A 13201-nucleotide genomic window follows, 5' to 3' on the forward strand; every position below is an offset into this window, starting at 1 on the left:
CTGGTGCCGGGCGGACACCAGCTGGACGAGGCACCAGCGAATGTCCGTGCGGCGCCAGGACGCCACAGGCTGGCGCACCGCGGCGTGTTCGGTCCGCATCCAGCGGATGAAGGCTTCCTGCACCACGTCCTCGGCATCGGCGACCGAGCCGAGCATGCGGTAGGCAACCCGCATCAGTTTTGGGCGCAGCGGCTCGAATTCCGCCGCCGCGCCCGTCAGTGCCGGCTCCGTCGTCAAGCCGCGACCGCCTTGTTAGCTGCCGCCTTGTTGGAAGCCTTGATGGCCGCCGGATCGACAAAGCCGCCGAAGCCGACGGCGATGCGGTTCCAGCCATTGATTATGTTGATCATCAATGTGAGCTTCACGCGCTCCTCCTCGGAGAAATGCGGCTTCAGCGCCTCATAGGCCGCCTCATGCGTATGGCCTTCGCAAATCCTGGTCAGGGCTTCGGTCCAGCCGAGCGCGGCGCGCTCGCGGTCGGTATAGCACGGCGCCTCGCGCCAGGCCGACAACAGATAGATGCGCTGCTCGGTCTCGCCGCGCTCGCGGGCATAGGTCGAATGCATGTTGATGCAGTTGGCGCAGCCATTGATCTGGGACGAACGGATCTCGATGAGCTCGGCAAGCGCCGGATCGAGGCTTCCGGCGATCGCGAGCGAAGCGCGGTGCCACTCCTTCATCAGCGAAGGGGCGGCGGCAAGGGGGTCAAGTCTGACAGTCATGGTCGGTTCCTTTCGTTGCTTCCGACCACAAGACGAGCGAGGCGCGGCCAGTTGTGACATCGGCGGAGAATTTTTTCCCGCCGTGCCTCTACCTGAGGAAAATAACGGCAATTGCGACGGCGGATTTTCGACAATGGCCGGCGCCTGGGGCGGCTATTCTCCGCTCCTTCGATCCTGGCCAATCCGGGATGCAAAGGAATAGCGCCAGATGACAGTGAGAGTGATCGTCCTCGATGCCAAGCCGCTCGGCACCGCCGATGTCGCCGAGATCGCTCGGCGCAATGCACGGCTGGTGCTCGGCGAGGAAGCCATGCGCCGAATCCGCGCCAGCCGGGCGATGATCGAGCATCTCACGCAGCTCGGCAAGCCGCTCTATGGCGTCACCACCGGGCTCGGCGCCTGTGTCGACACGCCGCTCGCCGAAGCCGATCTGATCGCCTTCCAGCACAGCGTGCCGCTCAGCCACTCGATGGGCGCCGGCCCGTCGCTGCCGACCGAGGCCGTGCGGGCGCTGATGGTGGCGCGCATCTGCGGCATGGCGGCGGGCGGCACCGGCACATCGGAAGGCGTGGTGATGGGCCTGATCGTCGCGCTCAACGCCGGCGTCCATCCGGTGATCCCGTCCTGGGGATCGGTCGGCGCCGCGGACCTCGCGCCGCTCGGCCATCTGGCGCGGGCGCTGCGCGGCGACGGCGAGAGCGAATATCAGGGCAGGATCATGCCTTCGGCCGAGGCGCTCAAGCTCGCCGGGCTAGAACCGCTCGACCTGCGCGAGAAGGACGGCCACGCCATCATCGTCGCCAACAGCCTTTCGACCGGAACGGCGTGCCTGGCGCTTGAGGAAGTGGCCTGCCTGATAGACTGGTCGCTGGCGGCGGTCGCGCTGAACTACGAAGCATTCCGCGCCTCGCTGAAGGCGATCGACGAGGACGCGCTGGCGGCGCGGCCGGCCTTCGGCCAGCAAGAGATCGGCGCGCGGCTGCGGGCTGAGCTTTCGGGCAGCGGGCTGTGGCAGGAGAACGCCGCGCGGCGTCTGCAGGATCCGCTGAGTTTTCGGTGCGTGCCGCAAGTGTGGGGCGGGCTGCTGCATGCCTATGAACAGACCAAGCTGGCGACCGAGATCGAGCTTGGTCATTCCGGCGACAATCCGGTCATCCTGCCTGAGGCCGAGCGGGTCGTTTCCAACGGCAATTTCGACCTCACGGCCTTCACCCTGACCTGGGAAAATCTTGGACAGGCGCTGGCGCATTGCGCGGTCGGCACCGCCAACCGCTCGATGAAGCTGATGTCGCCGACGGTGGCGGAGCTGCCGCGCTTCCTGTCGGCCCGGGGCGGCAGCCGCCAGGGCTACGCCGAACTGCAGAAGCCGGTTGCCGCGCTGGAGGCCGAAATCCGGCACCTCGCCAATCCGATGTCGCTCAGCCCTTTGGCCATCTCCGACGGCGTCGAGGACCAGTCGTCGATGGCGCCGCGCGTGGTGGCCAAGACGGCAGGGATCATCGAGCGACTGCGCTATCTGGTGGCGATGGAGCTGATCTTCGCCGCGACCGGCGTGGAGCTGCGCGGTGTGCTGGACTCGATGGGCGAAGGACCGCGGCGAAGCTACGAAGCCGTGCGGGCGCTCGTCGCCCCGCTCGACGACGACCGCGAAATGAGCGCCGACATGGCGCGCGTCGCACGCATGGTGGCGGGGCCACGGTTCTAGAGCGGACCCAGAGGCCCGCCGCAATCGTCAGTGGTAGTAGATGCCGCCGTCTACGTTCAGCGCCTGCCCGGTGACGAAGGCCGACAGGTCTGAGGCGAAGAACAGCACCGGCCCGACGACATCCTCAGGCGCGCCGAGGCGCTTCAGCGCGGCGACATCTTCCCAATGGCGGATCGCGGCTTCGCTGCCGAGATTGTTCTTGCCCATCTCGGTCAGGATGATGCCGGGGCAAATCGCATTGACGGTGACGCCATCCATGCCGACTTCCTGCGCCAGCACGCGGGTCAACGTGATCACCACCGCCTTGGTCGCGGCGTAATGACCCTGCGTCGGCACGCCCTGCCGGCCGGCGATCGAGGCGATGTTGATCACCCTGCCTGATTTCCTGGCGCGCATGTGCGGCAGTACGGCCTGGCACATCATGAGCACGCCCTTGGCATTGACGTCGAAATGCGCGTCCCAATTGGCCTCGTCGAGATCCTGGAGCAGGCTGGGCTTGAGGATGCCGGCATTGTTGACCAGCACGTCGATGCTGCCGGCAGCCTTGAGCAACGCCTGCGCGGTGGCCTCGATGTCCTTTTTCTTGCTGACATCCATCGTGTAGACATAGGCCTTGCGGCCGGCCGCCTCGATCTCGCCTTTGGTCACGTCGAGCTCGGCCGCCTGCGACGGCAGATCTGTGATGGCGACATCGAAGCCTGCTTCGGCGAGCCCCTTGGCGAGCGCGCGGCCGATACCGCGGCTGGCGCCGGTGACGAGAGCCGTCTTGCCCTTGGCTTCAGGGAGAATGGTCATGCTGCTTCTACCTTTGATGTCTTGACCCGGAGCGAGTTCATCGCCGCGATCGTGTCGTCGAATGAAACAAGTTTGCCGTCGGAACCGAGCCCCATCGCCACCTTGGCGGCGACGGCGCTGGCAAAGCGCGCGGACTGTTTCAGGTCCCACCCCTTGACGATGCCGACGATGATGCCGGCGGTGAAGGAATCGCCGCAGCCGGTGGTGTCGAAGACTTCGACCTCGAAGGCCGGCAGATGGAAATCCTCGCCATGCTCAGGCGAGACATGGACGCCGTCAGCGCCGAGCGTGATGATGCAGTTCTTCACGCCCCTTGCCTTGAAGAAGGCGGCAACGCGGGCCGGGTCGCGGTCATGCGCCATCTCCCCGGCCTCATCGATGCTCGGCACGAAATAGTCGATGTAAGGCAGGCACGGCTCGACCAGCTTCCACGTCTGCGGCGTCGCCTGGATGAGATCGAAAGTGGTGATGCGGCCAAGCTCCTTGGCGCGCTTCAGGAGGCGCACTGTCGGCTCGCCGTCAAAGCGCTTCAACAGGCCGGTGCCGCCGACATGGACGACGGTGGCGTCCAGCGCGGCGTCGAGATCGGCATCGGCGACTTCGAACAAAGTCGCGGTGCCGGGGACATGGAGCGCGGGACGCTCGCCGTTCGGCCGCACGGGCAGGATGGTGGAGGAGGTCTGGACGCTGCCGTCGCGGCGCACGAGGCTCGTCTCCAACCCGTATTTCTGGAGCTTGGCCAAAAACCAGTCGCCCATGTCGTCGAGCCCAAGCGTCGTGACGGCGCGCGTCTTCAAACCGAGGATGGCGCAGCCCATGCCGGTGGCGCCCGCCGTGCCGGCGACGGTCATGCGGATCTCCTCGATATAGTCGGCGCGGCCGCCTTCGGGGATGCGCGAGACCGGCCGTCCGAGGATATCGAGGACATAGAACCCGATCGAGCTGACGTCGAATTTGGGCATGGTTGGCGGACCTTTCGAACTCAATGGGCGGCGCGGCGCAGGCCGAAGCTCGCGGCCAGCACCAGGAAGACGAGCACGCCGATGCCGACCTGCTGCCAGTAGAAATTCCAGCCGACGAGCAGCAGCCCGTTCTTGACGACGGCTAGCAGCAACACGCCGAGCAGCGTGCCGATGACCGAAGGCTTGCGCTCGCGGCTGAGCGTCGTGCCGATGAAGGTGGCGCCGATGGCGTCGAGCAGGAAGGCGTTGCCGGAGAGCGGCACGTAGGACTTCACCGTCGCCGACAGAAGGATACCGGTGACGCCGGCAAGCAGCGCGCACAGCACATGCACCATCGACAATTCGCGCGGCACGCGGATGCCGGAATACCAGGCCACGCCCGGCTGCGCGCCCATCGCCTGGACGTAGCGGCCGAAGACCGAGCGATGCAGCAGGAGATGGACGGCGACGGCCAGGACGATCAGCACGATGACCGGCGTCGGCACGCCGAACAGCGCGGTGCGGGCAATCGCGTTGAACTGGTCTGCTGCGTAACCGCTGGTGAGATAGATCGGCTGGCCGCCGCTGGTCGCGAGCTGCTGCGTGCTCTGGCCGATGAAGAGCACGCCGAGCGTCGCCAGGAACGGGCTGATGTTGAGCCTGGTGATGAGGATCGCGTTGAGGATGCCGACAATCAGCGCGGCGCCAAGTCCGCCGGCGACGCCGACCACGCCGCTATAGCCGGCGGCCAGAAGCATGACGAAGATCATGCTTGCCATATCGACCGAGACGCCGACCGAAAGATCGATGCCGCCGGACGAAATGACGATCGTGAGGCCGAGCGCCACGATCGCCAGCATGACGACGTTGTTGACCAGCACGTTGAAGAGGTTGGCCGGCGTGAGAAAGGTCGGGCTTGCCACCGCGAAGAAGATGACGATGGCGGCGAAGGCGATGAGCACGCTGTATTTGGCAAGGAAGGCGCGCAGGCTGACCTTCGGGTTTTCGTTGGCCGAGACGCTCATCGCGAACCCTCCGAACCGCGAGCAAAGGACGTGATCGCCACCACCAGCAGGATCAGCGCGCCCTGCACGCCGTTGACCCAGTAGCTGGAGACGTTGAGCAGCTGGAAGCCGTTGGCCAGAAGGCCGATGAACAGCACGCTGAGCAGCGTGCCCCCCATGGTCGGTACGAAACGGCGTGAAAACACGGTGCCGAGCAGAGCCGCCGCCAGCACCGACAGAAGCAGTTCGCCGGAGCCGGGCGTGCTGGCCGACAGGCGCGATACGGTGAGGATGCTCGCCACCGCCGCGCAGAAGCCGCTCAGCACGTAGGTGAAGGACACGTAGAAGGGAACGCTGAGGCCGGCCGCGCGGGCTGCTTCCGGATGGCCGCCGACCGCGTAGAGCCTGAGGCCGAACGCGGTGCCGTGAATGACCGCGATCGTGATCGCGGAGAAGACGATCAGCGCCCAGGCGAGCGCGGAGATGCCGAGGAAGCTGCCCGACACCAGCAGGCCGAGCAGCGGGGAGGATGCGCCGACGACCGTGTTCTGGGTGAGCGTGAGTTCCATGCCGGCGGCAACGTTGAGCACGGCAAGCGTTGCCAAGAGCGGCAGGATGCCGAGGCCGACCACGGCGATGGCGTTCAGCGCGCCGACCGCCATGCCGACTGCGATGGCGGCGAGCACCGAGAGGAAGTCGCCATAGCCCATCGACAGCAGCGTGGCGTAGACGGCGGCGCAAAGCCCCATATTGGCGGCGATCGAAAGGTCGATGCCGCCTTCGGTGACGTCGGAGCCGCCGCCGATGATGACGGCCGTCATGCCATAGGCGAGCACACCCAGGATCGCCGACTGCTCGACGACGTTGATCAGGTTGAAGGTCGAGGTGAAGCCCGGCGCGAAGATGACGAAATAAGCCATGATCGCGGCGAAGGCGGCGATCGCGCCAAGCCGCACGACCAGCGCGCCAAAGCGACGGCCGGCGCTCTTGGCGGCGGCCTGCTTCTCGTGGGAAACGCCGACCTCGGTGTGAAGAACAGTCGCGCTCATGCGGCCACTCCATCGGCGTTCGAGCGGGCGCCGGACGAAGCCGCGAGCAGCGCGTCGCTGTTCATCGACGGACCGGAGAAGCTACCGGCCAACCGGCCGCGATAGACGACCAGCACACGGTCGCAGACGCCGACCAGTTCGAGCAGGTCGGAAGACAGAAGCAGGATCGCCGCGCCCTCGCCCGCCAGGCGGTTCAGCAGATTGTAAATCTCGACCTTGGCGCCGACATCGACGGCCACAGTCGGCTCATCCAGCACATAGACACGCGACTGGCAGCTCAGCCATTTGGCTAAAGCCACTTTCTGCTGGTTGCCGCCGGAGAGCTCGCGCACCAGCGCGTCGCGATGCGGCGTCTTGATCGACAATTCCTTGATCAGGCCGTCCACCGCCTGGTTCTCGCTGCCGCGGCTGACCATGCCGCCGCGCGAATAGCGGTGCAGGCTGGCTAAAGAGATGTTCTCGCGCACCGACAGGCCGAGCGCCACGCCATGCGCGCGGCGGTCTTCCGGCAGCATGGCGATGCCGTCGCGTACCGCCTTGACCGGCGTCGACAGTGCAAGCTGCTTGCCCTCGACCTTGACCTGGCCGCCCTCGGCGGTCTTGAGGCCGAACAGACATTGCACGATCTCCTTGGCGCCCGAGCCGAGAAGGCCGGTGAGGCCGACGATCTCGCCGGCGCGCACATTGAAGCCGATATTCTCGAAGCTGCCGCCGAGGCGAAGATTGGTGACTTCCAGCACAGGCGCGCCCAGTGTGACCGCGCGCTTCGGAAACATCTCGCCGACATCGCGGGCAATCATCATCGCGATGATCTCGTCGATCGGCGTCTGGCGCGGATCGACCGTGCCGACATCGGTGCCGTTGCGCATCACGGTGACGCGGTCGCAGAGCTTTTCGATCTCCTGCATGTAATGCGAAATGAAGACCACCGCGATGCCGTCGTCGCGCAGTCGGCGCAGCACGTCGAACAGGCTGTCCACCTCGCGCTTGACCAGCGCCGCGGTCGGCTCGTCGAGCACCAGCACCGACGCCTTCTGCGCCAGCGCGCGGGTGATCTGCACCACCTTCTGCTGCGCGGTGGTCAGGTCCTTCACCAGCGTGCCCGGCGGCAGTTCCATGCCGAAGAAGCGTTGCAGCAGATCGGCGGCCTTGCGCTCCATGGCGCGGCGGCTGACGAACGGGCCGAGGCCGATCTCGTGGCCGAGGAACACGGCTTCGCCGACCGTCGCGGTCGGCACCAGCAGCCTGTCCTGATGGATGAAATGCACGCCGAGCCTTTCGACCGAGGCCGGCGTCAGCGAGGCGACGGTCTCGCCATTGATGACGATCGAGCCGCCGTCCGGCTTGATGATGCCGGCCAGCACCTTGATGATGGTCGACTTGCCGGCGCCGTTCTGGCCGACAAGACCGAGGATCGAGCCACGCGCGATCTCGAGGTTCGCGTTTTCCAAGGCGCGCACCGGACCGAACCGCTTCGATATGCCCGTCATCGATACAGCAATGTCACGCTTTGCTGTCTGCATGGCCGTCATTCCTGGTTGGATATGACGGGCAGCCACATAGGCATGGCTGCCCGTCGTTTCGTTCCGTCTTATTTAACGCCGGCCTTCTCGGCGGCGTCGAGGAACGGCTTTCCTTTTTCGGCGGCATTTTCCTTGTTGATCAGCACCGAAGGCACGAAAGTGAACGGCGGCACTTTCTGGCCGGCCAGATATTTCGCGGCGTTGTCGACCGAGGTCTTGCCGATCTCATAGGGCTGCTGCGCCGCGACCGCGCCGGCCGACGACTTCGGATCCATCACCATCTTGATGACTTCCGGGCTGCCGTCGATGCCGTAGGTCTTGACCTCGTTGCGGCCGGCGGCTTCGACCGCCTGCGTGGCGCCGATCTGCGGCACGTCCCAGCAGGCCCACACCGCGCCCACCGAACCCTTCTCGGGCGACTTGGTCAGCATGTCGGTGACGTTGGAATAGGCGCTCTGCACCGTGTTCGGGATCACGTCGCGCAGTTCCGGCTCGACGATCTTCACATCCGGGAACGAGGTCAGCACATATTTCAGCTGGTCGTAGCGGATCTTGCAGACCGGCACGCTGTAGAAGCCGTTGAAGACCAGCACATTGCCCTTGCCGCCCATGTCGGCGACCATCTGCAAAGCGATCTCGGCGCCGATATTGTAGTTGTTCGACGTGGTGTTGTTGATGGCGTGCGGCGTGGCGGTGTCGACGGTGAACAGCGGGATGCCGGCATCGCGGATCTTCTGCAGCCACGGATTCAGCACTTCGAGATTGCCGAGCTGCTCGATGATGGCGTCCGGCTTCTGCGCGATCAGCGTCTGCAACTGCGCGATCTGCTGCTGGTCCTTGCGGCCGGCATCGAGCGCAATGACCTCGCCGCCGAGCTCCTTGACGCGATCCTGGATGCCCCGGAACGCCATCAGGTCCCAATAGTGATCTGTGCCGATAGCGGAGACGCCGATGCGCTTGCCCTTGAGCGAGAGCTCCTCGGCGCTCGCGCCGGAGATGGCGGCCAGGCTGCAAGCCGCCGCCAGCCCCAGAGCGAGCGCCTTGACCAGACCTTTCACTGTATTTGTCATTTCATTTCCTCCCTTGTTGATCGCTCCGGGCCTTCCCGGAGGATATGCGAAACTCTCAACCTCCGCTCGGTCCCTAGCGTGGTCGCTTCGGGCAGAGCCCTCCGCTCAGGCTGCGGCGTCTTCGTCGCGCAGGCCGTAGCTGGCCATGCGCTTGATGACGTTTTCGATCTCCTCGTCGGACAGAACCGGCGGCTCGCCGATCTGCAGGGCGCCGTGATACTGGCGCGCCAAGGTCTCGACCTCGACGGCAAGCCACATCGCCTGGGCGAGGTTCGACCCGACGGCGATCATGCCGTGCTGGGCAAGCAGGCAGGCCTTGCGGTCGCGCAGCGCCTCCACCGCATGCGCCGAAAGCTCCGCCGTGCCGAAGGTGGCGTAGGGCGCGCAGCGAATGTCGCTGCCGCCGGCGACCGCGACCATGTAATGGATCGCCGGGATTTTCCTGCCCATGATGGCGATGGTCGTGCAGTAGGTCGGATGCGCATGGACGACCGCGTTGACCTCGGGCCGCGCCTTCATGATGTCGAGATGGAAGCGCCATTCGCTGGACGGCGGCAGGCGCCCGTCGACCTCGCCGTCCCAGCCCATGAAGACGATGTCCTCCGGCTCCAGCGTGTCGTAAGGCGTGCTGGTCGGCGAGATCAGCATGCCGTCGCCATGGCGACGGCTGATGTTGCCGGATGTGCCCTGGTTGATGCCCAGCGCGTTCATCTGGATACAGGCATCGATGATGGCCTGGCGCGCCTCTAGGTCCGAAAGGGTCATGCGATATTCCAATCCTGTTCCGGTCCGTTACCAGGCCGTGTAGCCGCCATCGATCGACAGGATCGCGCCAGTGACGTAGCTCGACGCCGGCGACGCCAGGAACAGGATCGCCGAGGCAATCTCCCGCGGCGTGCCCAGCCGGCCCATCGGCGTCATGTCGATCCAGGTGTTGAAGAGTTCGGGACGCTCACGCATCTTCAGCGTCATTTCGGTGCCGACGTAACCCGGCGCCAGTGCGTTGACACGCACGCCGGACTTTGCCCACTCGACCGCAAGCGCCTTGGTCATCATGTGCAGGGCGCCCTTGCTCACCATGTAGGAGGGCGCGGTCTGCGGACGGTTGATGATCAGGCCCGACATGGAACCCAGATTGACGATCGAGCCCTTCTTGCGGGCGACCATCGATCGGCCGAAGGCGCGCGAGGCCCAGTAGACGCCGTTGACGTTGACATCCATCACCAGGCGCCATTCCTCGTCCGGCGTGTCGAGTGCGGTGTTGAGGCGGGCGATGCCGGCGCTGTTGACCAGAATATCGACCTTGCCGAAGTCGGCGACGATCCCGGCGGCCATCGCCTCGACGGCTTGCGGGTCGGTGACGTCGAGCAAGCGGCCATCGACATTTGCGACACCTGCGACCCGCAGTTCATCCGCAGCAGCCTTCAGGCCATCAGCATTCATGTCGAGCAGGACGATGCGCGCGCCGCACGTGCCGAGCGCCCTGGCGGCCTCCAAGCCGATCCCGCTGGCGCCGCCGGTGACGACGGCAACCTCGCCTGCCAGATCGAATTGCGACCGGTAATCCATGCACGTCCTCCATCAGGACGGAGCCTATAGCGCGGGCAAAACTTCGCTCTCGCCGCCGAAGCAGCGCCGCAAGCTCACAGGTCCTGATAATGCCTCCGGGCCAGGCTCCTCCCGACCCCATGACAGGGACGTTACAGAAGCTTTTTTGACCCGTCAATCTGGTTATAACCAGAAAACGAATCTTTTTGGATGAGCGCGCCTCAGGTGCGATCGACGCCGTTCACGGTAGCCGAAGGCTGCTCGACCGCCATGTGGATGCGGGCGACTGAGGAGTTGTAGAAGGCCTCGTAATATTCGAGCGCCGCACCGTCGGCGTCATAGGCGATCGACTCGATCTCGATCAGCGGCGTGTTGGCGGCGACGCCCATCTCATCGGCCTCTTCCTTGGTCGGAAGTGCGGCGCGCAGCCAGCGGTCGGCGCGCTTCACCGTCAGGCCGAAGACGGCGCGGATGGTGCCGAAGATCGACTGGTTTTCCGACAGGATGTTCTCCAGCCCCGGCACACGATGCCCCGGCAGGCTGATGCGCGTCATGGTGATCGGCGTGCCGTCAGTCATGTAGACGCGGCTGATGCGGACGACGCTACCATTGGCGGGAATGCCGAAGACCTTCGATTCCTTCTCGCTCGGCGGGCAGCGGTAGATCTCCAGCGTGCGGGTCGAGACCTTGTGGCCCTTGGCGGTCAGGTCGTCGAAGACGCCGAGATTGGCGGTCATGAAGTCGACGTGTTCGCGCGGTGCCGCGACGAACATGCCCTTGCGCGGCATCTTGATGATGCGGCCTTCGTTGGACAGCGAGCCTATCGCCGCGCGCACGACAGGCCGCGACACTCCGAAGAAATCGCAAAGCGCCTGCTCGGAGGGAATGCGCGAATTGGCCGCCAGAAGTCCGGTGTTGATCGCTTCCTCGACCTGGTTGCGCAACTGCACCCAAAGCGGCGCCGCCTCGTCGCGGTTGAGCTGGACTTTCGAGCCGATCGAGCGGAAAGCCTCTGCCGCCTCGGCATCTTCCTGGTCGTAACGAGGACGCCCGCGCGTTCTGGTTGCTTGTTCCATCATCGGTCTTCAGGCTGCGGGCAAACCGCCCGGATCATCATTTGCCGCGACTCAAGTAGCGGCAGCGGCTCCTAACGGAGCCCGCCAGCCATTTTCTCGCTCTCCGGCAAGTTTCGCAACCATAGCATGGCGACCGCCCCCAGAACTGGTCCGGGCACCAGCAGCAGGAAGGTCCAGCGCCAGCCGCCGATGAATTCGGCGAAGCGCGGCGTCAGCCAGATGGCGAGCACGGTCAGCGCGAAACCGGCGCCCAACTGCACCGACAGGGCGGTGCCGACGAAACGGCGGTCGGCAAGCTCGGTGACGGCGGCGGAGAACTGCGCCGAATCGCCGACCACCGAAATGCCCCAGACGATGGCGACCAGCATGAACAGCCACGCGGGGCCGGTGAAGAGAAAGCCCATCAGCAGCGCGCAGCTTCCCGACACGATCATCATGCCGGAGGTGGTCGCGGTGCGGCCGATACGGTCCGACAGAAAGCCGCCGAGCAGGCACCCAAAAATGCCGGAGGCGACGACGAAGAAGGTCGAGAGCGAGGCGGTCGCGGCCGTGCCGACCGCCTGCGCCTCAAAGGCGGCGCGGGTGTAGGCGAGCAGCCAGGCCCACATGGCATAAAGCTCCCACATGTGACCAAGATAGCCTAGATTGGCGAGCAGCAGCGGCTTTTCGCGAAACACCTGGCCGATGCGCGAGGGCTCGAACACCGCCTTGCCGAAGGGATAAGGGCCTTCCTTTGCGAAGAGCAGGAAAAGCAGCGCGCCTGCCGCCGTCGCGACGCTGGCGGCGGCGACCACGGGCCGCCAGTCGAGCGCTGTCGAGACGGCACGGAAGAGATGTGGCAGCGCCGAGCCTATGGTGAGCGCGCCGATGACCGCGCCGAGCGCCAGGCCTCGGTCGCGCGTGAACCAGGTGGCGACCAGCTTCAGCGCCGGCGGATAGACGCCGGCCAGCGCGGCGCCGGTGACGATGCGCGCGGCGATCACGCCGGCCGGCCCGGGATGGAGCAGCAGCGTTGCGTTGGCCAAAGCGGCGATAAGGGCCGCAGCTGCCATTAGGCGGCTGAGCCGCACCAGGTCGGGAAGATTGACCAGGCTCGCCGCCAGCGCGCCGATGACGAAGCCGACCTGCACGCCATTGGTCAGCCAGGCTTCGGCGCTCGCGCCGAGCGCAAGCTCCTGCTTCAGTTCGGGCAGGATCGCGGTCGCGGAAAACCACGTCGTCAGCGACAGGACGACCGCCAGGCAAAGCAGCGACAGCACGCGCCAGCGTTCGGCGTCGGCCGCCATGCCGAGCCGGCCGTCACCCAGTGTGCTCATGCGCCTTGCAGCGGAACGGTGAACACCGTGGCCGTGCCGGTGAGGCAAAGCTCGCCCTGGCCGTTGCGCACGCTGGTTTCGATCTTGCAGATCGGCTTGTCGGGCCGCACTTCCTTGACCTCCACGCGTCCGGTGATCTCCTCATCTACGCCGACCGCCTTGATGAACTTCCAGGCCACTTCGAGGAATACGGTTCCGGGCCCGGGCAGATCTTCCGCGACCAGCGCATTCAGAATACCAGACGTGACGCCGCCCTGGACGATCAGTTTGCCGAACACCGATTTCTCGGCCAGCGCGCGGTCGTAATGCAGCGGATTGCGATCGCCGGTGATGTCGGTGAAGGCCTCGATGTCGCTGACGCGTGTGCGACGCGTGCGTTCGGCAAAGGCGCCGACGTGCGGACGGCCCTTGACCACACCTGCCCAACCATCTTTCGTCTCGGTGCTCATTGC

Annotated in this window: 14 protein-coding genes; 1 reads left to right on the forward strand and 13 read right to left on the reverse strand. The window is 65.6% G+C overall.

Annotation, left to right across the window (positions count from 1 at the left end):
• The coding region (locus KVT37_RS26590; protein ID WP_306797022.1) for a sigma factor at positions 1 to 174 on the reverse strand (174 nt) is incomplete at its 3' end.
• A gap of 59 nt (positions 175 to 233) precedes the next feature.
• Positions 234 to 722 (reverse strand): carboxymuconolactone decarboxylase family protein, encoded by a 489-nt coding sequence (locus tag KVT37_RS26595; protein ID WP_217577985.1) that lies wholly within the window; start codon positions 720 to 722, stop codon positions 234 to 236.
• A gap of 208 nt (positions 723 to 930) precedes the next feature.
• On the opposite strand from KVT37_RS26595, the gene hutH reads away from it, so the two are divergent.
• Complete coding sequence (hutH, locus tag KVT37_RS26600; RefSeq protein ID WP_217577986.1) at positions 931 to 2427, forward strand: histidine ammonia-lyase; 1497 nt, start codon at positions 931 to 933, stop codon at positions 2425 to 2427.
• Between the two features lie 27 nt (positions 2428 to 2454).
• Here the strand turns inward: hutH and KVT37_RS26605 are convergent, their stop codons facing one another.
• The 11 genes from KVT37_RS26605 to KVT37_RS26655 form a co-directional block, all read right to left on the reverse strand.
• Positions 2455 to 3222 (reverse strand): SDR family NAD(P)-dependent oxidoreductase, encoded by a 768-nt coding sequence (locus KVT37_RS26605; RefSeq protein ID WP_217577987.1) that lies wholly within the window; start codon positions 3220 to 3222, stop codon positions 2455 to 2457.
• Positions 3219 to 4184 carry a carbohydrate kinase family protein gene (locus KVT37_RS26610; RefSeq protein ID WP_217577988.1) on the reverse strand — a complete coding sequence of 322 codons (966 nt, stop codon included), beginning with the start codon at positions 4182 to 4184 and terminating at the stop codon, positions 3219 to 3221. The genes KVT37_RS26605 and KVT37_RS26610 overlap by 4 nt, the downstream gene beginning before the upstream one ends.
• A 20-nt stretch (positions 4185 to 4204) precedes the next feature.
• Positions 4205 to 5188 (reverse strand): ABC transporter permease, encoded by a 984-nt coding sequence (locus tag KVT37_RS26615; RefSeq protein WP_217577989.1) that lies wholly within the window; start codon positions 5186 to 5188, stop codon positions 4205 to 4207.
• Positions 5185 to 6216, reverse strand: coding sequence for an ABC transporter permease (locus KVT37_RS26620; RefSeq protein WP_217577990.1), 1032 nt, complete (start codon positions 6214 to 6216; stop codon positions 5185 to 5187). The genes KVT37_RS26615 and KVT37_RS26620 overlap by 4 nt, the downstream gene beginning before the upstream one ends.
• On the reverse strand, positions 6213 to 7739 hold the full coding sequence (locus KVT37_RS26625; RefSeq protein ID WP_254634274.1) for a sugar ABC transporter ATP-binding protein: 1527 nt from the start codon (positions 7737 to 7739) through the stop codon (positions 6213 to 6215). Before KVT37_RS26625 ends, KVT37_RS26620 begins: the two co-directional genes overlap by 4 nt.
• Before the next feature lie 68 nt (positions 7740 to 7807).
• Entirely contained in the window at positions 7808 to 8809 is a 1002-nt protein-coding gene (locus KVT37_RS26630; RefSeq protein WP_217577992.1) for a sugar ABC transporter substrate-binding protein, read from the reverse strand.
• A gap of 105 nt (positions 8810 to 8914) precedes the next feature.
• Positions 8915 to 9574, reverse strand: a complete 660-nt coding sequence (locus tag KVT37_RS26635) for an L-fuculose-phosphate aldolase (RefSeq protein ID WP_217577993.1) — start codon at positions 9572 to 9574, stop codon at positions 8915 to 8917.
• A 27-nt stretch (positions 9575 to 9601) separates the two neighbouring features.
• A complete protein-coding gene (locus KVT37_RS26640; protein WP_217577994.1) occupies positions 9602 to 10378 on the reverse strand; it encodes an SDR family NAD(P)-dependent oxidoreductase in 777 nt (258 codons plus the stop codon).
• Positions 10379 to 10578: 200 nt separating this feature from the next.
• Positions 10579 to 11436 (reverse strand): GntR family transcriptional regulator, encoded by an 858-nt coding sequence (locus KVT37_RS26645; RefSeq protein WP_254634275.1) that lies wholly within the window; start codon positions 11434 to 11436, stop codon positions 10579 to 10581.
• Positions 11437 to 11504: 68 nt separating this feature from the next.
• Positions 11505 to 12749, reverse strand: a complete 1245-nt coding sequence (locus KVT37_RS26650; RefSeq protein WP_217577995.1) for a nitrate/nitrite transporter — start codon at positions 12747 to 12749, stop codon at positions 11505 to 11507.
• Entirely contained in the window at positions 12746 to 13198 is a 453-nt protein-coding gene (locus KVT37_RS26655) for a MaoC family dehydratase (RefSeq protein WP_217577996.1), read from the reverse strand. The genes KVT37_RS26650 and KVT37_RS26655 overlap by 4 nt, the downstream gene beginning before the upstream one ends.
• Between the last annotated feature and the right edge of the window lie 3 nt (positions 13199 to 13201).

It is taken from the genome of Mesorhizobium sp. GbtcB19 (assembly GCF_019091085.1).
Classification (GTDB): Bacteria; Pseudomonadota; Alphaproteobacteria; order Rhizobiales; family Rhizobiaceae; genus Mesorhizobium.

What these genes read in the sequence shown, in the direction of transcription:
- KVT37_RS26595 (WP_217577985.1), bottom strand. Translation starts at nt 722, where the DNA reads ATGACTGTCAGACTTGACCCCCTTGCCGCCGCCCCTTCGCTGATGAAG.
- hutH (WP_217577986.1), top strand. Translation starts at nt 931, where the DNA reads ATGACAGTGAGAGTGATCGTCCTCGATGCCAAGCCGCTCGGCACCGCC.
- KVT37_RS26605 (WP_217577987.1), bottom strand. Translation starts at nt 3,222, where the DNA reads ATGACCATTCTCCCTGAAGCCAAGGGCAAGACGGCTCTCGTCACCGGC.
- KVT37_RS26610 (WP_217577988.1), bottom strand. Translation starts at nt 4,184, where the DNA reads ATGCCCAAATTCGACGTCAGCTCGATCGGGTTCTATGTCCTCGATATC.
- KVT37_RS26615 (WP_217577989.1), bottom strand. Translation starts at nt 5,188, where the DNA reads ATGAGCGTCTCGGCCAACGAAAACCCGAAGGTCAGCCTGCGCGCCTTC.
- KVT37_RS26620 (WP_217577990.1), bottom strand. Translation starts at nt 6,216, where the DNA reads ATGAGCGCGACTGTTCTTCACACCGAGGTCGGCGTTTCCCACGAGAAG.
- KVT37_RS26625 (WP_254634274.1), bottom strand. Translation starts at nt 7,739, where the DNA reads ATGCAGACAGCAAAGCGTGACATTGCTGTATCGATGACGGGCATATCG.
- KVT37_RS26630 (WP_217577992.1), bottom strand. Translation starts at nt 8,809, where the DNA reads ATGACAAATACAGTGAAAGGTCTGGTCAAGGCGCTCGCTCTGGGGCTG.
- KVT37_RS26635 (WP_217577993.1), bottom strand. Translation starts at nt 9,574, where the DNA reads ATGACCCTTTCGGACCTAGAGGCGCGCCAGGCCATCATCGATGCCTGT.
- KVT37_RS26640 (WP_217577994.1), bottom strand. Translation starts at nt 10,378, where the DNA reads ATGGATTACCGGTCGCAATTCGATCTGGCAGGCGAGGTTGCCGTCGTC.
- KVT37_RS26645 (WP_254634275.1), bottom strand. Translation starts at nt 11,436, where the DNA reads ATGATGGAACAAGCAACCAGAACGCGCGGGCGTCCTCGTTACGACCAG.
- KVT37_RS26650 (WP_217577995.1), bottom strand. Translation starts at nt 12,749, where the DNA reads ATGAGCACACTGGGTGACGGCCGGCTCGGCATGGCGGCCGACGCCGAA.
- KVT37_RS26655 (WP_217577996.1), bottom strand. Translation starts at nt 13,198, where the DNA reads ATGAGCACCGAGACGAAAGATGGTTGGGCAGGTGTGGTCAAGGGCCGT.